This is a genomic window from Pseudalkalibacillus sp. A8 (assembly GCF_045920555.1).
Classification (GTDB): Bacteria; Bacillota; Bacilli; order Bacillales; family Fictibacillaceae; genus Pseudalkalibacillus.
The window spans coordinates 3,633,748-3,652,354 of the sequence record NZ_CP174509.1; the positions used below are offsets into that span (position 1 = coordinate 3,633,748).

Annotated in this window: 21 protein-coding genes, 1 pseudogene and 1 riboswitch; of the genes and pseudogenes, 4 read left to right on the forward strand and 18 right to left on the reverse strand. The window is 41.1% G+C overall.

What is annotated here, in order from left to right; genetic code table 11:
- Window positions 1-146: 146 nt before the first annotated feature.
- Together ACJROX_RS18770 and ACJROX_RS18775 are read right to left on the reverse strand one after the other, a co-directional pair.
- On the reverse strand, window positions 147-2,711 hold the full coding sequence (locus tag ACJROX_RS18770) for a vitamin B12-dependent ribonucleotide reductase (RefSeq protein ID WP_408006729.1): 2,565 nt from the start codon (window positions 2,709-2,711) through the stop codon (window positions 147-149).
- 358 nt (window positions 2,712-3,069) lie between these two features.
- Window positions 3,070-3,936, reverse strand: a complete 867-nt coding sequence (locus ACJROX_RS18775) for a biotin/lipoate A/B protein ligase family protein (RefSeq protein WP_408006730.1) — start codon at window positions 3,934-3,936, stop codon at window positions 3,070-3,072.
- Between the two features lie 144 nt (window positions 3,937-4,080).
- On the opposite strand from ACJROX_RS18775, the gene ACJROX_RS18780 reads away from it, so the two are divergent.
- On the forward strand, window positions 4,081-4,458 hold the full coding sequence (locus tag ACJROX_RS18780; protein WP_408006731.1) for a rhodanese-like domain-containing protein: 378 nt from the start codon (window positions 4,081-4,083) through the stop codon (window positions 4,456-4,458).
- Between the two features lie 193 nt (window positions 4,459-4,651).
- On the opposite strand, the gene gcvPB is transcribed toward ACJROX_RS18780, so the two are convergent.
- The 3 genes from gcvPB to gcvT are packed head-to-tail and all read right to left on the reverse strand — an operon-like array spanning window position 4,652 to window position 8,569.
- Complete coding sequence (gene gcvPB / locus ACJROX_RS18785) at window positions 4,652-6,115, reverse strand: aminomethyl-transferring glycine dehydrogenase subunit GcvPB (protein ID WP_408006732.1); 1,464 nt, start codon at window positions 6,113-6,115, stop codon at window positions 4,652-4,654.
- Window positions 6,112-7,455, reverse strand: a complete 1,344-nt coding sequence (gcvPA, locus tag ACJROX_RS18790; RefSeq protein ID WP_408006733.1) for an aminomethyl-transferring glycine dehydrogenase subunit GcvPA — start codon at window positions 7,453-7,455, stop codon at window positions 6,112-6,114. The genes gcvPB and gcvPA overlap by 4 nt, the downstream gene beginning before the upstream one ends.
- 19 nt (window positions 7,456-7,474) lie before the next feature.
- The gene (gene gcvT, locus ACJROX_RS18795; protein WP_408011705.1) at window positions 7,475-8,569 is read right to left on the reverse strand and encodes a glycine cleavage system aminomethyltransferase GcvT; all 1,095 of its coding nucleotides are present in this window, start codon (window positions 8,567-8,569) and stop codon (window positions 7,475-7,477) included.
- Between the two features lie 480 nt (window positions 8,570-9,049).
- Window positions 9,050-9,140: riboswitch (glycine riboswitch) on the reverse strand.
- 254 nt (window positions 9,141-9,394) lie between these two features.
- Between gcvT and ACJROX_RS18800 the strand changes: the two genes are divergently transcribed.
- Both ACJROX_RS18800 and ACJROX_RS18805 read left to right on the forward strand, forming a co-directional pair.
- Window positions 9,395-11,074 carry a DEAD/DEAH box helicase gene (locus ACJROX_RS18800; RefSeq protein WP_408006734.1) on the forward strand — a complete coding sequence of 560 codons (1,680 nt, stop codon included), beginning with the start codon at window positions 9,395-9,397 and terminating at the stop codon, window positions 11,072-11,074.
- Window positions 11,052-11,852, forward strand: a complete 801-nt coding sequence (locus ACJROX_RS18805) for a YqhG family protein (protein WP_408006736.1) — start codon at window positions 11,052-11,054, stop codon at window positions 11,850-11,852. The genes ACJROX_RS18800 and ACJROX_RS18805 overlap by 23 nt, the downstream gene beginning before the upstream one ends.
- A gap of 43 nt (window positions 11,853-11,895) precedes the next feature.
- Here the strand turns inward: ACJROX_RS18805 and ACJROX_RS18810 are convergent, their stop codons facing one another.
- The 11 genes and pseudogenes from ACJROX_RS18810 to ACJROX_RS18860 all read right to left on the reverse strand — a co-directional run bounded on the left by ACJROX_RS18810 (window position 11,896) and on the right by ACJROX_RS18860 (window position 16,297).
- Complete coding sequence (locus ACJROX_RS18810) at window positions 11,896-12,072, reverse strand: YqzE family protein (protein ID WP_408006737.1); 177 nt, start codon at window positions 12,070-12,072, stop codon at window positions 11,896-11,898.
- A gap of 27 nt (window positions 12,073-12,099) precedes the next feature.
- Window positions 12,100-12,609 (reverse strand): shikimate kinase, encoded by a 510-nt coding sequence (locus ACJROX_RS18815; RefSeq protein ID WP_408006738.1) that lies wholly within the window; start codon window positions 12,607-12,609, stop codon window positions 12,100-12,102.
- Window positions 12,609-12,989: a competence type IV pilus minor pilin ComGG gene (gene comGG / locus ACJROX_RS18820; protein ID WP_408006739.1), complete on the reverse strand. Its 381-nt coding sequence runs from the start codon at window positions 12,987-12,989 to the stop codon at window positions 12,609-12,611. The genes ACJROX_RS18815 and comGG overlap by 1 nt, the downstream gene beginning before the upstream one ends.
- A gap of 108 nt (window positions 12,990-13,097) precedes the next feature.
- Window positions 13,098-13,355: a prepilin-type N-terminal cleavage/methylation domain-containing protein gene (locus ACJROX_RS18825; RefSeq protein ID WP_408006740.1), complete on the reverse strand. Its 258-nt coding sequence runs from the start codon at window positions 13,353-13,355 to the stop codon at window positions 13,098-13,100.
- 280 nt (window positions 13,356-13,635) lie between these two features.
- The gene (locus tag ACJROX_RS18830) at window positions 13,636-13,764 is read right to left on the reverse strand and encodes a hypothetical protein (RefSeq protein ID WP_408006741.1); all 129 of its coding nucleotides are present in this window, start codon (window positions 13,762-13,764) and stop codon (window positions 13,636-13,638) included.
- 155 nt (window positions 13,765-13,919) lie between these two features.
- Window positions 13,920-14,084 carry a prepilin-type N-terminal cleavage/methylation domain-containing protein gene (locus ACJROX_RS18835; RefSeq protein ID WP_408006742.1) on the reverse strand — a complete coding sequence of 55 codons (165 nt, stop codon included), beginning with the start codon at window positions 14,082-14,084 and terminating at the stop codon, window positions 13,920-13,922.
- On the reverse strand, window positions 14,065-14,400 hold the full coding sequence (gene comGC / locus ACJROX_RS18840; protein ID WP_408006743.1) for a competence type IV pilus major pilin ComGC: 336 nt from the start codon (window positions 14,398-14,400) through the stop codon (window positions 14,065-14,067). Before comGC ends, ACJROX_RS18835 begins: the two co-directional genes overlap by 20 nt.
- A gap of 22 nt (window positions 14,401-14,422) precedes the next feature.
- Window positions 14,423-15,145, reverse strand: coding sequence for a type II secretion system F family protein (locus tag ACJROX_RS18845; protein WP_408006744.1), 723 nt, complete (start codon window positions 15,143-15,145; stop codon window positions 14,423-14,425).
- Window positions 15,132-15,308, reverse strand: coding sequence for a hypothetical protein (locus tag ACJROX_RS18850; RefSeq protein WP_408006745.1), 177 nt, complete (start codon window positions 15,306-15,308; stop codon window positions 15,132-15,134). Before ACJROX_RS18850 ends, ACJROX_RS18845 begins: the two co-directional genes overlap by 14 nt.
- Window positions 15,289-15,861 (reverse strand): annotated as a pseudogene (locus ACJROX_RS18855) (ATPase, T2SS/T4P/T4SS family); the annotation flags it as partial. The pseudogene ACJROX_RS18855 and the gene ACJROX_RS18850, both read right to left, overlap by 20 nt.
- Window positions 15,862-15,874: 13 nt before the next feature.
- Complete coding sequence (locus ACJROX_RS18860) at window positions 15,875-16,297, reverse strand: ATPase, T2SS/T4P/T4SS family (protein WP_408011706.1); 423 nt, start codon at window positions 16,295-16,297, stop codon at window positions 15,875-15,877.
- A gap of 199 nt (window positions 16,298-16,496) precedes the next feature.
- Between ACJROX_RS18860 and ACJROX_RS18865 the strand changes: the two genes are divergently transcribed.
- The gene (locus tag ACJROX_RS18865) at window positions 16,497-16,742 is read left to right on the forward strand and encodes a DUF2626 domain-containing protein (RefSeq protein ID WP_261129434.1); all 246 of its coding nucleotides are present in this window, start codon (window positions 16,497-16,499) and stop codon (window positions 16,740-16,742) included.
- Between the two features lie 38 nt (window positions 16,743-16,780).
- Here the strand turns inward: ACJROX_RS18865 and ACJROX_RS18870 are convergent, their stop codons facing one another.
- Together ACJROX_RS18870 and ACJROX_RS18875 are read right to left on the reverse strand one after the other, a co-directional pair.
- Complete coding sequence (locus ACJROX_RS18870) at window positions 16,781-17,887, reverse strand: SAM-dependent methyltransferase (RefSeq protein ID WP_408006746.1); 1,107 nt, start codon at window positions 17,885-17,887, stop codon at window positions 16,781-16,783.
- A complete protein-coding gene (locus ACJROX_RS18875; protein ID WP_408006747.1) occupies window positions 17,884-18,525 on the reverse strand; it encodes an MBL fold metallo-hydrolase in 642 nt (213 codons plus the stop codon). Before ACJROX_RS18875 ends, ACJROX_RS18870 begins: the two co-directional genes overlap by 4 nt.
- Window positions 18,526-18,607: the final 82 nt, after the last annotated feature.

Sequence of the window (18,607 nt, forward strand, 5' to 3'; positions counted from 1 at the left end):
GACGGCCAGTTTCTATTATAACGAGAGGAGATTTTTCTGTTACAACCCTTAAAGGTTAATTTTCACACAGGCATAGCCTGTGGTTTAAAAAGACTTAATGAAAAAGAACCGAGTAAATTGCTTCACTCGGTTCTTCTATATACAATTTAGATTCCGCACTTCAACTGTGCATTACAATTTGTACATGTGTTACATCCACCGATTTCTTTTACTTTACCCTTACGGCAGACCGGGCATGTGTTTCCTACTTCATTTCCAATCGTGACATCCGTGGAACGAAGGTCGGAAATCGTATCGACAAGGACAACTTTCTTCTTTTCTTCTGTTTTAGACGCTACAGAATCATCATCGAAAGTATTCTCTTCGGCTTTTAGTGTCAGTACCTGTGAATCACGGCTGCCATCCACGTATACTGTTCCGCCTTTTGCTCCACCGTTATATAGACGTTCGTAAACAGCTTGTACTTGCTCAACTGAATAGCCTTTTGGAGCATTCACCGTCTTACTGATCGAACTGTCAATCCAGTTTTGGATGACACATTGTGTATCTGCATGTGCTTCTGGCTTTAGATCCATCGCAGAAACAAACCATTCAGGCAGGTTTTCAGCATCAGCTTCAGGATTTCGTGACAGGTATTCGTTCACGATATCTGCCTTGACCTCAATGAACTTTCCTAGACGCCCACTTCTAAAATAAGAGAATGAGAAGTAAGGCTCTAATCCAGTACTTACGCCAACCATCGTACCAGTGGATCCAGTAGGTGCTACAGTCAACAAGTGTGAATTGCGGATACCATGTTCCAGGATTCCCTGGCGGATATCTTCAGGCATCTTCTTCATATAACCTGTATTGATGAAGGCTTCACGTAATTCTTTTGTTTCTTCATTTGTATTTCCAACTAAAAATGGAAAGCTTCCTTTTTCTTTCGCTAATTCAATCGATTCACGATAAGCTGTAGTGGCCATCGTTTCGAAGATTTCATCAGCAAGTTTGTTTCCTTCTTCTGAACCGTAAACCGTTTCACAGTAGATAAGAAGATCATGAAGACCCATGACACCTAGTCCAACACGACGTTCTCCAAGAGCTTGTTCACGGTTCTTCTCTAAGAAGTACGGTGTCGCATCGATAACGTTATCCTGCATGCGGACCCCGGTTCTAACTGATTGTATCAACTTATCAAAATCAACACGTTTATTTTCTTTATCTGCAACATTAGCCAGATTGACAGCAGCCAAGTTACAGACGGAGTATGGTGCGAGTGGTTGTTCCCCACACGGATTGGTTGCTACTACTTTCTGTCCATATGCTTTTGCGTTGGTCATGTCATTCGCGTTGTCGATAAAGAAGATTCCTGGTTCTGCCGAATAGGTTGCGCAGATATTGATCAGATTCCACAGTTCTCTTGCTTTGATCCTTTTATAAACACGAATGCCGTAACCTTCAGCTTCCCATTCTCGAACATCTCCGTATTCATGCCACTTGGTGTTGTACTCGAGCATTTCTTCAAATGTGTAATTTTCCACATCCGGGAATCGAAGTTCGTACTCTGTATCATTTTCAACAGCTTCCATGAATTCTTTGGTCACGCATACCGAAATGTTCGCACCTGTTAAAAATTCTGGGTTGTGGACACTATAGTTGCCGCCGGTTTGCAACTTTTCTTCAGCTTCCTTGATGGCTTTATTAGTGAAACCGCCTTGTCCAGGGATAGCTTTATAGTTTACAATGCTTTGATACATATCTCGCTCGGTTTCAGTAAGTGGTGTGAATTTCAATTTATCTAAAGCTAATTGCTTTATGGTTTCATCTTCTGTATTTTCAACTAGGAACCTGAGTATCCTTGGATTCTGCATTTTTGAAATGATGAATTCGATAATGTCGGGATGCCAATCCGTAAGCATTATCATCTGCGCACCTCTGCGGGATCCGCCTTGTTCGACAAGATGTGTCAGCTTTGCGATGTCATCAAGCCACGACACCGATCCTGATGATTTTCCGTTTACGCCTTTTGCCAGTGTGTTTCTCGGTCTGAGTGTCGATCCGTTCGTACCGACTCCACCGCCCCGGCTCATGATCTCCATCACTTGTTTACGGTGGTCAGAGATTCCTTCTCTCGAATCTTGTACGAATGGCATAACATAACAGTTAAAATACGTTACATCCGTTGCGGCTCCTGCTCCATATAGCACCCGGCCTGCTGGTACGAAGTTCAAGTTTACAAGTTCATGGTAGAACTTCTCGAATGATTCCTGTCTCTTTTCTTCTGTTGTTTCTACGGAAGCTAGTCCTGTCGCATTTCGTTTAGCGATCTGCTCGTAATAGATTTCTAATGGCTTATCGATCGTATCAAGAGATCTCTTTACGATTCCTGTCTCCATTTCACCCGGCTTGTCGAGGACGCTACGGTAATCCTCATCCACTTTCACCTCTGCCGTTTTTTGTTCCCGATCTATGGAAACGATGAACCCCAAACCCCTTGCAGGAAATTTCGGATCATCTTTAACCGTCAAGATGACAAAATCTCCTTCTCGTAATGTTCTTTTCTCAGTATCCTTGAACGAATACCGATCCAACATCACCAATCTTGATACCCCTTTGTGAGTCGTATGCATGTCCGGTGTGATCGGATGCACCTGTTCGAATTTAGCAATGTCTTCATTCAACCGGTCAATGTTGATATGATGTCGTTGCTCCCCTGTTACAATCGCCATCCAGGATCCTCCTTAATAATTATTAATTTTTATAATTTTGTTGTTTGTTTTAATGTTACCCAAATCATAGCACAGCAAAACCTAAAACATCAATATATAGTGCACATTATTTTAAGATAATACAATATATTGTGTCTATGAGAACAAGTCAACTTAATCTTGTCAAAATCAAAAACATATAAAAAATGTAGAATAAGGGCGAAAAGTGTCCAATTTACACCCCAGACATTCAAAAAAGACAAATTTACAAAGTTGCGGGAAGGAGTCTTTTTTGAGCCTCTGATGACCGTTGAACTTCACAAATATCCTTCTTTTTTCCAATAAAAAGATTTAAAAACTGCGACCATTTTGGTCACAGTTAACGTCTAAATGTCCACTCATCATTCGCATATCGTCTTTTAACGATTTCATCTATATATTGATTTTGTTCTTCGGTCAATTCCAAAGGTATGAATTCGATATCGAGGCCTTTTTCGAAGCCGTCCTTAAAAGCTTTCTTAGATTCCTCGATGGTCACCCTTTCAGGTCGGAGATCATTAATCGCTACAGCCTTCTTGCTGAACGCTTTTTGCATCCGTTCTCTCACTCTCTCGTTCGTAAACTTGAAGCAATCGAACAATTTGTCTTCATCGATATCGAGTAGGATCGACCCGTGCTGTAGGATGACACCCTTTTGTCTTGTTTGGGCACTTCCCGCTACTTTTCTTCCTTCAACCACGAGTTCATACCAGGATGGTGCATCAAAACAAACGGCTGAACGAGGATTTTTAAGCCCAGCCTTTTCTTCCTCCGTTTTCGGAACTGCAAAGTATGCCTCTAATCCCAGGTTGCGGAAACCGCCTAATATTCCTTCGGAAATCACCCGATATGCTTCAGTTACAGATTGGGGCATTTTAGGATGTTCTTCCGAAACGATGACACTGTAAGTCAATTCTTTGTCATGAAGTACAGCTCTGCCGCCGGTTGGCCTGCGTACGAATCCATAGCCGTGTTTTTTCACTGCATCAAGATTGATTTCCTTTTCCACCTTTTGAAAATAACCGACTGATAGCGTAGCAGGATTCCACTCATAGAAACGGACTACGGGATGAATTTCTCCTTTACTATGCCAGTCCAACAGTGCTTCATCCAAAGCCATATTATATGCTGGTGAGCTTGCACCAGATTCAATGAAATACCATTTTTCTTTCATCTTTATGTACGCCTCTTTCCATTCGTCATCCATTCACCTTTCATAGTTTAACAGAAACCTATCAATCCATACAATTCATTGATTTTAGAAACTTAGTTTTGCGAATAAGAAAATTCCTGTATATAATGGACATGGTATCTTTATAGATATGGTAGAAAGTTTCTAGGGGGAAAAGAAATGGAATGGATTTTTTGGGCACTACCAGCAGCTATCATCGCATATATGATCATCGCTGGGCTCTATCAACGAAGACATCTGAAAACGTTGACAGAAGAAGAATTCCGCAGCGGGTATCGAAAAGCTCAACTGATAGACGTGCGGGAACAAAAAGAATTTGATAATGGACATATTCTCGGAGCACGGAATATCCCGTTGTCACAGCTCCGAATGCGTCATAAAGAAATCCGTAAAGATCAGCCTGTATATATGTACTGTGAAAGCGGAATGCGTACAGTTCGTGCAGCAGCTGTCTTAAGGAAGAAGGGCATTAAAGACCTTTATAACCTTAAAGGCGGGTTCAAGAAATGGAACGGAAAAGTAAAAAAAGGAAAATAACCTGAAGATAAGGATCATCCAAAGACTTCATTTATGAATGTTGTAAAGGTGGTCCTTTTTTATAGGTAAGACAGGGGCCATTTAAGACTGTATTTGAGAGGACAGCACACCTTATCTTTAAAACAACAAAATTATCTTAACAACGTGAAAAATCCCCTTCACCAATGGAGTGAAGGGGATTTATTATACATAATTATTGTTTTTCATAGCGAAGAATCGGTTTACGGGCTGCAGTTGTCTCATCCATACGTTTGATAACTGTATTATGAGGCGCTTGTTGAACAACCTCAGGAGATTCCTCCGCTTCTTTCGCAATCTGGATCATCGCATCGATGAATTCATCCAACGTTTCCTTTGATTCCGTCTCTGTCGGTTCGATCATCATACATTCCTCCACATTAAGAGGGAAGTAGATAGTCGGCGGGTGATAACCGAAATCAAGTAAACGTTTCGCCATATCCAATGTCCTTACGCCAAGCTTCTTCTGACGCTTACCGGAAATGACAAATTCATGTTTACAGTGCTGTTCAAATGGAAGAACAAAATACGGTGCAAGTTTACGCATCATATAATTCGCATTCAAGACAGCATAGTCACTGACCTTTTTCAATCCTTCCCGGCCCATCGTTTGGATATACGTATAGGCACGGACATTGATTCCGAAGTTTCCGTAGAACGGCTTTACTCTTCCGATTGAATCAGGACGGTTATAGTCGAACACGTATCCATCTTCTGTTTTGGCAAGGATCGGCTTCGGTAAAAATGTAATCAGATCTTTCTTGACCCCGACTGGGCCTGATCCAGGACCTCCACCACCGTGCGGGCCTGTAAACGTCTTATGAAGGTTTAAGTGAACCACATCGAATCCCATGTCTCCTGGACGTGTTCTTCCCATGATCGCATTCATGTTCGCACCGTCATAATAGAGCTTTCCACCAGCTTCATGGACAATGCGTGCCATATCGAGAATATGCTCCTCAAAAAGACCTAGGGTATTCGGGTTCGTCAGCATCAAGGCTGCCGTGTCATCCCCGACTACACGTTTCAAGTCTTCCAGGTCGACTAGGCCATTCTCATCCGATTTGACTGTAACCGAATCAAAGCCTGCTACTGTCGCTGAAGCCGGATTAGTTCCATGAGCAGAGTCAGGAACGATCACCTTCGTACGGTGATGGTCACCATTCTTTTCATGATACGCTCTGATCATCATCAAGCCTGTCCACTCACCATGGGCACCAGCAGCTGGCTGCAGGGTGACCTCATCCATACCTGTGATTTCTTCAAGAGATGTTTGCAAGTCGTACAGCATTTCCATTGCCCCTTGGACTGTATCTTCATCCTGATAAGGGTGGATATGCGCAAAACCTGGAATCCGCGCAACATCTTCATTGATTTTCGGATTATATTTCATCGTACAGGATCCAAGTGGATAGAAACCTGAATCCACACCGTGATTACGTTTAGATAATGCTGTGTAGTGGCGCATGATCTGAAGTTCGGATACTTCTGGTAATTCTGGCTCCTCGTCACGGATATATTCAGAGTCAATCAGTTCTTCAATGGGAGTTTCAGGGACATCGAGAGCTGATAAGCTATACCCTACCCGTCCAGGTTTAGACAGTTCAAAAATGAGTGCTTGATTCTTTTCGTGGCTCATTGGACTCCCCCCAATTCTTTTACAAATGTATCGATTTCTTCTTTAGTCCGTTGTTCCGTTACAGCGATCAACATATACTGATCGAGTTCAGGATAATATTGTCCGAGATCATAACCACCTACGAAGCCTTTTTCAAGAAGCGCCTTGTTCACTTCTTTTACAGGCTTTGATACTTTAACGACGAGCTCGTTAAAGAAAGCTCCTTTAAAATGGACTTCCATGCCACTTTCTTCAAGCTTTTTCTTTGCATAGTGTGCTTTTTGAAGGTTTTGCATAGCGATCTCTTTGATTCCTTTTTTACCAAGTGCTGTCATGGCCACAGAAGCAGCCAAAGCATTCAAAGCTTGGTTCGAACAGATATTGGAAGTCGCCTTGTCACGACGGATATGCTGTTCACGTGCTTGAAGTGTAAGAACGAAACCACGTTGCCCTTCTTCATCAGTCGTTTGTCCAACTAATCGGCCTGGTACTTTACGCATCAACTTCTTCGTAGTCGCGAAATAACCACAGTGCGGTCCTCCAAAAGCTGCCGGGATACCGAATGGTTGTGCATCCCCGATTGCGATATCTGCCCCGAATTTTCCTGGCGGCTTAAGCGCCCCAAGAGAAAGCGGGTTGCTGGAAACGACGAACATCGCTTTTTCTTGGTGGACGATTTCTTCAATTTCCTTCAATGGTTCGATTTGGCCATAAAAGTTAGGATATTGGACGATGACGCAAGCTGTATCGCCATCAACTGCTGCTTTCAATGCTTCCAGATCAGTAGTGCCATTCGTCGCTTCAACTTCTACTACCTCGAGATTCGGGCCTTTCGCATACGTATGGAGAACACTCAACGCTTCTGGGTGGACACTTTTCGAAACGATGACCTTCTTTTTACGAGTATGCGCTGCACTTAAGAAAGCTGCTTCTGCTAGAGCTGTTTGACCATCATACATGGAGGAGTTGGCTACTTCCATTCCAGTCAACTCACAAATCATCGTCTGGAATTCAAAAATTGCCTGAAGCTCACCTTGCGAAATTTCTGGTTGATATGGTGTGTATGCCGTATAGAATTCCGAACGTGAAATCACATGATTGACAATCGACGGGATATAGTGGTCATATACCCCTGCTCCTAGGAAGGAGGTATAGTCTTTCGTGTTTACGTTCTTCGCCGCGAGCTGCGACATCTTTTTCATCAGGTCATTTTCCGGAATCGCTTCGGTGATGTTCAAGTCCCCTTTAAATCGAACATTCTCAGGGATATCACTGAACAACTCATCGATTGAATCGATACCGATTTCTGCTAACATTTCCTTTTCATCTTGCTCTGTCATTGGTAGATAACGAAATTTCACCTTTTATTCCCCCTCTTCCTTAACGTTTATAGAAAGGTGCTTTTACGACTTCTGCTTTCAAGCGTCGTTTACGGACTTGGACTTCTACTTCGGTTCCGAGTTCCGTATACTTCGAGTCGATTAAAGCTAACCCAAGATTTTTACCAAGTGTAGGAGATTGCGTACCAGTCGTGACCTCTCCGATTTTCTCATCATTTTTGAAAACTTCATAATGGGTACGCGGTATACCTTTATCAATCATTTCAATACCGACTAACTTGCGTTTCAATCCATCTTCTTTCTGCTTGCGCAAAGCATCTTTTCCGATGAAATCAGGCTCTTTGTTCAATTTGACTGCAAAGCCGATTCCTGCTTCCAGCGGAGAAATCTCAGCAGTCAACTCTTGGCCGTATAAAGCGAGTCTCGCTTCAAAGCGTAATGTATCACGAGCTCCTAGCCCGATTGGAAGAACGCCGTCTTCTTTACCCGCATCTAAAATGGCTTTCCATAGGTGTGCAGCATCTTTACTTTCGATATAGATTTCAAAACCATCTTCTCCAGTGTAGCCCGTACGAGAAACCAGTGCTTTCTTTCCATCGATTTCTACGTCTTCTGCAAACTTGAAGAAACCGATTTCGGAAAGATCGTGTTCTGTAAGCTTCTGCAAGACTTTTTCTGCAACTGGACCTTGTAACGCTAATTGAGCAATATCCTCCGAAAGATTCTGAATTTCAACATTTCCTTGTTTATTCTTTATAAGCCAGTCATAATCTTTTTCAATGTTTGCAGCATTTACAACGAGAAGATAATCACCTTCCCCACGCTTATAGACAAGGAGATCATCTACAGTTCCACCATCTTCGTAGCACATAGCGGTGTACTGAGCACCACCATCCTTCAGCTTAGATACATCGTTGGTCATCACATATTGAAGAAAAGCTTCCGCTTCCTCACCTTTTACCGTAATCTCTCCCATGTGGGAAACATCAAACAAACCGGCTTTGGAACGTACCGTTTCGTGCTCTTCCTTAATGCTCGAAAATTGGACAGGCAATTCCCAACCACCAAAATCGATTACTTTTGCTCCGTATTCTTTGTAAAGTTCATGCAAAGGGGTTTGCTTTAGGGATGACATGAGCATCTCTCCTTCTATTTTAATTTTCTTCCAGCTACTAGATTTAGTCTTATAAAAGTTAAACGAATAATGAAACCGGCTAAAAGCGTCACGTCCTATGACAACGCCGGTCCTAGTACATCCTGTACGTCGGAGGACCGGTAAAACCAAGTAACGATCACTGCCTAAAAACGTCACATCCTGAGACAACGGCAGTACTAGCACGTCCTGTGCGTCGAAAATTCGCCGTTTATCAACGAGCAGTACTTGCATTATTTCTACGAGTTGTACCGAGGAAGCGTTCATCAAAGGTACACTCGTCGACGCAGGTACATGAGCCCTTGGATACTTTTTGAACTTCCTCCAAAAAAAGAGAGGACAAAGAAGACTTTTATAACAACAAGCCCTCTCTGTCCTCGTACCTGAAAGTTTGATCACAGAACGGTTAGTCCTGCGACTTTCCCCTTTGGTGGCTCCATAACCGAGCACTCTCCAGAGTTGCGTCAAACAAGAGTCCGTTTGCCTGAGAGATTCGCTTTCGCTTGCTCCTTCGGCGCTACCCTGAATTAGTAGACTCTCCCCTTGTTCTCACTCGCACTATATGATTGAACATCACTCACTTCATACACCATAAAGACTAAATCGGTAACAGCTATTATATTTCTCAGTTCGCTTGTTCATACTAAGTATGAATCTAGTTATATCTTATCATCGAAGAACGTATAATCGCAATTATCTTTTCTATAGAAAGCGTTCTATTTTAAATATTAACGAACATTATGAGCCGAATCATCATAATTCGTTCGATAATCAACCTAATTTTACATTCGGAAAGGGTTTTCGTCTATGACTTTTAAAATCCAGCATGATCAAACCTGGAGTTCTGATTTCATTAAGCGCCTGGATGAAGACGGTCCATGGTCAAATTGGGAACTCTATAAGCTTGCATTAGAGGCAGAAGAGAGTTTAATAATACCCGATTTTCTCGGCCTTCAGGCACCAAAGCATATCCCCCATGTCCAAATACTTCCGCATCAGATGGAGGTTGCCCGGAAAGTCATTGAGGACATGAACGGAAAAGGGATCTTAGCTGATGAAGTAGGTCTAGGAAAAACGATCGAAGCCGGTTTGATATTGAAAGAATACATGATTCGTGGTTTAGCAAAGAAAATCCTGATTCTCGTACCGGCTTCCCTTGTTTTGCAATGGACCCATGAATTGAACACAAAGTTTCTCATCCCTGCTATACCGCAAAAGAAAGCTTATGTCTGGGATCAGTATGATGTGGTCGTATCATCGATCGATACTGCGAAGAGAAGCCCTCACCGTGATATTGTTTTAGATCAAGATTATGATTTGATTATTATTGATGAAGCACACAAGCTGAAAAATAAAAAGACGAAAAACTATGAATTCGTCCAGCATTTAAAGAAAAAGTACTGTCTTCTTTTGACTGCAACACCGATCCAAAATCGGATTGAAGAGGTTTTCAACCTTGTTTCGTTATTAAAACCTGGTCATCTCGGGAATGAGGAGTATTTTGATGAAGCCTACAGGTCAGGACGATATAATGTTCAAAATGAAAAAAAGCTCAAGCAGCTGATCAATAAAGTGATGGTCCGTAACAGACGAGAAGATACAGGCTTGAAATGGCCAAAACGTATCGTGAAGACTGTGCCGATTACACTTTCACCTACAGAACGTAAACTCTATGAATCCATTACACAAGCACGATCAAATACCGATTACGAACAACAACATGCTTTTTCGACCATTACCTTGCAACGAGAAGTCTGCAGCAGCCGTGAAGCGGTATTCTTAACGTTAAAAGCAATGGCTGAAAAAGAAGGTATCAGTGATACTGCTAGGGAGACAGCAATCACCTTAATGCACGAAATCGAAAATGTCGATCGGAACTCGAAAGCTGAAAAAGCTTTAGAAATCATCCAATCCATTGATGGAAAAGTAATCATTTTCACTGAATACCGTGCTACTCAATTGTATCTGCAATGGTACCTTCAACAGCATGGCATTAGTTCTGTACCTTTCCGTGGAGGATTCAAGCGGAATAAGAAAGACTGGATGACCCAACTATTCAAAAATCATGCGAAAGTGCTGATCGCCACTGAAGCTGGTGGTGAAGGTATCAATCTGCAATTTTGTCAGCATATCATCAATTATGATTTGCCTTGGAATCCGATGCGGATCGAGCAAAGAATTGGCCGGATCCACCGAATCGGCCAGGAGCATGATGTACACATTTACAACTTTGCAACTGAAAATACGGTTGAAGAACATATCCTGCGCCTTTTATACGAAAAAATCAATTTATTTGAAAATGTGATTGGCGATTTAGACGAAATCCTTTCTCGTGTTGGGATGAAGAACATTGAACAACATATACGGGATATTTTTTACGAGTCTGATACAGAAGGAGAAATCAGGGTTAAAATGGACAATTTGACTTCGTTGTTGACTTATTCAAATGATGAGGGGGATGCTTATGCTTCAGAAGGACATTCATAATTTTCTGGACCGCTATTTTACAGCAAATGAATGTGAAATGCTCGAGCGAGAAAATCACCTTCTTCATGTCCAATTGACGATTGAACTTGATAAACTGTTGATGAACCGTCCTTTTTATTGGCATTATCAGGAGCTGACAGGTGCAGAGCCTAACCCTCTGAAGCTTAAGCTTCGGACGGAGCAGTCTGAAGAAGATAAAGATGGTGAGTTTATCCATTTCGGTTCACCAAGGTTACATCAGATTTTCCAGTCGACTCGACAGCTCGGCTCATATATCCGGCTTTTTGAAAACGTCCAGCAAAATGAAAATGCTTATGTACCACTTGTCCCATGGATCGGCTTGAACATAAAAGTGTCATATCATTGTGACCGCAAGAAGGATTTCCTTCATTCTATAGGTCTGAACCTGATAAATGGGATGATGGTTAGTGAATTCCAAGGTTTGTTAGAATCAAAAGCTCTAACGCCGAAAATTCCCGATTATTGTTATACGATGAGCTCTTTGATCAAACCTGTAAGTGGGATAAAACGCATTGAGCATTATATCGAGCAGGTCATACAAGACGATGATCCACAATGGTCGATTGATGCAAGAAAACGATGGCAGGAAGATGAAGAACTGTTGGATCATTTCTATCAGGATATTGAAGAGCTTCCAGAAAGCTATCATCTTGAAAAGCAAGCGCTGAAAGATCTGTATGAGCCGAAGGTTGTAGTACAAATCATAAATGGTGGAATGTTCTACCTATCCAATAATACTTTGATGAATTTAAGTTAATATAAAAATGAGGGACAAGCCTAAAAAGCTCATCCCTCATTTTTCATTTCCGTTTGATTAACATTGAAATCGCCATTGGCAACAATCCGAACCATTTTACTGAAAGAGGGGGTTTTTGTTGTTTACGTTCCTTCCTCTTCTCCACCCGATCTACCTTGGGCTGGTCAACATACCGTACAAATTGCTGCGTTAAAAATTTTACGAAATCATTCGTCGACACCCGAATCACCCGTTTTTATTACACATTCTAGGCAATCTCAACGGATTTTATCCATGTAAAAATTTCATCTGTAATTTGTTCGATTGTTTTTCCATCAGTCTGGATGGTTAAATCAGCGTCTTCGTAGTAAGGTTGCCTTTTTTCTGCCAATTGTTCAATTTCACTCTTGGTCTTCCCTTTTGCAAGCGGGCGCCCATCCTGTTGATACAGCCTCTCGAATATTGTTTCGACATCAGCCTCTAAATGAATGACATAACCGTGCTTTTTCATATGAGTACGATTTTCTTTCCTTAAAACAACTCCTCCGCCTGTTGTCACGATGATATCAGAGATCGGTAATTCTTGAAGGGCATTTTGCTCTTCGTCCCGAAAATAAATTTCCCCTTTTCGTTCAAAAATCGAGGGGATATCCCATGCTAGCTTCTCTTCAATGTAGTTGTCCAAATCAATGACCAGTAAATCCATTTTTTCAGCTAATGCTTTTCCTACAGATGTTTTACCAGCTGCCATGAATCCAGTTAAATAGACTGCTCTCACTACATCACCACCCATTGGATAACTTCTTTGTTAACATAATTATAATACATTAAACCTGCTCCTTTTCCAGTATCGTCTATTTGCACATTAAAATGTACAGCGTAAACTTCTTCTGAAATTTGAGTAACCAAGTAGCCCGCCGTTCCATCCTGGAATGTGAGGGATCCATCATCACCTGAACGGAGGCTGCCTGATTGTAATCCGTCGAAAACCTCACCTCGTGCCAATTCTAATGTTACATTCACCTTAAACCAAACTACGCGCTTTTTAAGAAATTTACGCTCACTATCCAAGATTCTGATATTGAATAGTGTTACAGAAATCAAGATTAAAGAGATGATGATAGAGAAAGCAGTTATATAACCGCCTTCCCTTCTCATGGATTTCTCCATTGATTGACATAGGGTTGGACAAGGAGAGTATTATGCTCGTATTCCTGGTCAATCGAATGAATAATCAGTTCGACAGAATATTGAGTGTGTATGACTTTAACCGTCCGGTTGTATCAAATACAATCGACTCCATCGGGTTTCTGCATTGATTGAGCCTTGGATTTCTTTATCAGCTTGTTCAAAAAACAAACTGATCTCTTGGTAATACAGAGATTTAAGGCTTGTTGAAAATATGACAGAAAACATCAAGGGAGTCAATGCTGCCAATGTAAGAAAAAGGGTTAAGGACAGAATCATTTCCAACAAAGTATATCCCGCCTCATGCTTCTCCACAAATTGACTTCGGTCGTCCATTTGCTCCAATCCAATCTAAACATATTTTAACATGATTATCCTGAATCTCTGTTGATCTGATGTTATATTCTATCCCATTAGCTTCTACAGCCGTATTTAGTTCTTGCAAACTTTTCGTTATTTTCCATTCCTGCAACAAGCTATGGCATTTTTCAATTGCATACTCCTCTTGTTGAATAGAAATCCTTTCTTTATAAACAGTTCCTAAGTTCAGGGGTGACCCAGAGCACAGCACATGAATATACTCATGCCGATCATTGCATCAATAAGGGTGAAACCATTACAATTTTTCAATGTAAAACCTTCCCTTCCCAAGCAGGAAGACGATTTTATATGTCTCTTTCTTTGTACGTAATAATATCGTTCCACCTTTTTGAATCGTTCCATTAGCGCCATATTCCAGTATCAAACTGATGTAAGGTCTTGAAAATAAACACCTTCTGGAAAGTTGATCGTCTTAAGTTTTTCCTTGTTCATAGAGTCCGTTTCAATGGTATATTTTTCTTCAGAATTATTGAACTTGATCTGTACTTTGGTTTTTTCGGTCAATGCATATTGTTGGGCTTAATGTAAATCAGCGGTCAACAGTTGGATGAACTGCTGCACCTCCCTGTTTTCCTTCATTGGGACCATGTTGATGACAACCATCCCGGTCATGACAACAAGAATCGAAAGAACCATTAAGAGCTCAATCATCGTATATCCTTGTTCATAGAGTTTGATCTGCATCTGGCCTGCTGACTTTTCCAGTCACGGGATCATATTCGAGAATTTGATTATCGGGGCAAATCCAAGCTTCATCTTCGATATATACTTCAGTTTTTAAAGCTTCCAGGTTAGTTGGTAATTTTGAAAATTCCACTTCATAAGCCGCTACCTGGCTTTGAATCAATTTAACCGTGGCATCACAGCTTTTGTCCTTGACGACTTCATTGATCTTCGCCGTATTCGGGACCGCAATCAATAGTAGAATTGAAATGATCAAAATGACGATCAGCATCTCGATCAACGTAAATCCATGTTCATTGGGAATCCGACCAGACATAAATATAACTCCCTTCGTATCTTTAAAGTGATTGAAAGAGTTGAAAAACCGGGATCATAGCCGATAGGAAAAGAACCAATACAATCGATCCGATGATAGCGAACAAAACTGGTTGTATTAGTGCCATCATCCGCGACAGTCCTTCTCGTAAGAAAGGGAATCGCAACCAGAAGGATATCTTGTCATGTGCGTTTCTATGCTTGAATCGAATATGGTAGACAAGAAAAAACACTAAAATCAAAGTCAAATAGATGAGTAGTGGAATGAACTCTAGGAAAGTAATCAAGTAACGTGTAAAAAGCGGAAGGGGTAAATCAACGGCATGAAAGAGCTTTGAAAACTGGGGAAATAGAAATTTGAGCATAAAAAACATCATGAGCATCAATGTGCTTAGAAGAACGGTTGGATAATGGATGGATTGCAGGAAGGATTTTTTCAGATCTTCACGCTTTTGGAGAATGGAACAGCCTACTAATAATCCAAAAGATAAATTCCCTTGTTCGGATGCGAAAAAAAGGTATCCAAGTATGTCTGGAGGTACCCTTTGACGTTCAAGTGCCTCAAATAACGGAATCCCTTTGACAAGATCTGCTTTGATCGAATCAATCGGAAAGTTTATCTGACGATTATGTTGAAGGCTGAGTAATGTAAGTGACTCTGAGATTGAATAACCTTTTTCAAGTAATGTACCGAGGCCTTTCAAAAACAGGGCTTGTTGGACATTTGTCCATCTACGTCTTCTCATAACCGATGACTTTCTCTACTCCAAATGGTCGCAATGGAGTATAAACCATCGCCATTGCGCGTATTTGATAATCATGCAATTGCGGAAACCTTTTAAAGTTGCTTTCATTTTTCTCAATAGAAGCCATAATTTCTTTCAGCAGATTACCTTGGTAACGTCTCATATATCCCCATTCTCCGATTTTTTCTCCTCAGCATGCAATAGAAAGAACAATCCGATCTGCAATAGGGACAATTAATTTCAAGTAATCTTTGGGAGACGAGGCCCAGCAATGTCTGCTTCAAATCTTCCAATTTCAATCCAAATTCAAGCAGTCTGTACAGATATCCTATCGTATCTTTCGCATGGAGTGTCGATAAGACTAGGTGACCGGTTAAAGAGGCACGTATCGCTAAATGTGCCGTCGCCTCATCCCGTATCTCCCCGATCATGATGACAACCGGGTCATGACGCAATATCGACTTGACTCCATCTAGATACGTCACACCTGCTGGCTCATTGATTTCAATTTGCAGCAAACTATCCATTCTTTTTTCAATTGGGTCTTCCAGCGTGATGATCTGTCGCTTCAAGTTATGTTGGGATTCTTTCAACAAGGAGTATAGGAGTGTGGTTTTTCCAGATCCATCCAGACCTGCGAACAAAAGCAAACCTTGTGGTTGTGAGAGGAGGTTGAAAATGTTTTTGATGGAACTGTGGAAAATGGAAAGGTCCGTGTAGGTGTTTGAATCATTTTGAGGTAAAAAAACGTATGGCTAAGGCTTCATTATAAGCAGATGGCAGGGTCGATAACCTCAAGTGGATATTACCATTGACCGGTAGGTAATGGTGGATGGAGGCGTTCTGAGGCTTACGTCTCTCTCCGATATCCATACCAGCTAAGTATTTGAAGTGGGAAATCAATCGTTCACTTTGCTTTAATGGCATCTCTTCAAGGGTGAATAGACGTTGATCGACTCTCGCTTGAATGATTGCAAACCGACGCTTCGGGATTACGTGTATGTCGGTTGCATTCATAGATAGAGCATGTAATACTAATTCTTCACTCTTTGTTTCGACACTAACTTCTATAAAACCATCTTCTTTCGGGAAGTATATGAGTAATTCGACAGAATTGAAATTTATCCTCTTTTTAACTTCAAATTCCTGTATATTTTTTCAAATTACCATTATACTATGTATAGCTTTGAAATAATTATGGCCTCGACACAAAATTGACATAGCAAATGTAATTTACTTTTTTGATTCATTTGATTTATAATACTAAAAGAGTCCATTTAATTTTGGATGGAGAATCGTTTAATCGCACTTATCTATCCGTAATGATCATTGCTACAAAGGAGGATTACATATGGCAAGAATGTACCGCATGATGGGATTTTGGACGGCAGTCATCGCTGTAATGGCTTATGTAGGTGACATGCAGGCGTTTTCCCTTCTGTTTGTAGGACAAACGGTAATGTTTGTTGCACTTGGATACCTTAACCTATCAGAAAGAATGTATATTTATATTTTTGGTGCGTACCTGACAGTCTTCTTTATCGGTTTCACATACTGGACCACTTTCATGATGACACCTGGTTCAGGCGGACATTAATTAGAGCGGAAAAAGATGGACCCTCCAGTCCATCTTTTTTAATGTTCTTTTTCTTGTACGATCACATGAAATGCATCGCTGATCCCGCCTGGTGTCACAAAGGAACGGATTGCACGATTCAACCTATGTTCTTCTGAAAACGGATCACGATTGTCATGCTCAATCAAATGATTAAACAAGCCGTTCTCCAGTAAAAAATCCCTCTGTTTGCCTAAACACCTCATCTTAAGACCTAGTTCGTCCCCTTTTTTAATCAAGGCATCCAACTGGATATGCGTCGTCAAATCCATCTGTCCAGGATGTAAGAGTGGATTCTCAATAAGTTGATGATCCAGGTATCCCCTAAGGCTTCCATTGCGTAATGATACATCCAGTAGTTCAACGTTTTTATACCCATAGTCGACTGTTACTAGTATTCCTGATTTAAGAAGTTTTGCAATATCAGAAAGCCAATCCATCATCTTCAACGGAACTTCGAATCGGTGTTTTTCGGGAAGCTCAATACCGCTCCACTCCAACCATTGTAAGATATCATCGTTAACTGCTTGCTCCAATACTTCCTTTAAAGTATCATGCCTCTCATCGAACGTAAGCTTAACTTCATATAGGACCCCTTCACGTTTCTCGACCACATGAACAGGAAAAGCATCTAACAGTTCATTTGAAAAAATAATCCCTTTAAATTCAGTCTTATTTTGTTGGAACATAGATAGGGATGAATAATACTCGACGTTTTCATGGTCCGAAAGGTTCAACTGTGCTGTTATCAAATGATCTTGACTTACATCAATGAAAGAATAGGTTAAGTCACTATATCGAACTGGCTTAGTTCTTTTCAAATAATCGAGAACTTGTTTTGTAAATGCCCCATTACCGCCTCCTATTTCACAAATATGGAACGGAAGCTCCTGATCCTTACAATATGTGTCAAAATAATCGGCAAACACCCAAGCAAATACAGGATGGATTGAGCTTGACGTATAGAAATCTCCTTTCTTCCCGATTTTCGAGTTATCTTTTTGATAATATCCTGTCTGATGATAAAGAACAGTCTCCATATAGCTGGCGTAGCTGATTCTTTGGTCATCGGTCGATTTGATCCTTTCATAAAGGACCTCTTCAATCGTTAATTGCTCATTTTTCATCGCGAAAAGCCATTCAAGAATGGGTTCGAGTTCATTTCATCGCCAATCGTTGTAGATGGACCATGTCCTGAAAGAACGAGGGTCTCTTCATCTAAGGAGAGCAATTGATTATGGATGCTTTTCAAAAGAAGTTTATGATCGCCACCAGGGAGATCTGTACGCCCGATACTGCCCATAAATAACGCATCTCCACTTACAACTAAATCACTTTCTTTGAAATAAAACGATACACTTCCTGGTGAATGTCCAGGAGTATGTAGAACTTTGAACGTAAAGGAACCTACTTCAAGATCTTGCCCGCCTTTCAATACATGATCCGCCTCGTTCATGACGACAGATTGAACCATCGGGAAAAAGCTAGAACCATTTAGATCCGGATTCCCTAACCACTTAAGTTCCTCTTTATGGAGATAGACTGGTGCCTTCCATCTAGAACGCACCTCATCCAACGCCCCGATATGGTCAAAATGGGCATGCGTCAGGAGAATCGCCACCGGTTTCAAACCTAATCCTTCTATTTCCTGATTTATACGATCCGCTTCACTTCCGGGGTCGATGATCAACGCTTCCCTTTGCCCATTCCACAGTAAATAGCAATTTGCCTGTACAGGCCCTACTGTAAGTTGTTTCCATTCCATTCGTATCGCCTCCATTGCCAATCTTCTTAATTTATTCTACACTATAAGAAATTCAAAACCGAAGTACGTATTCCATTCTAAC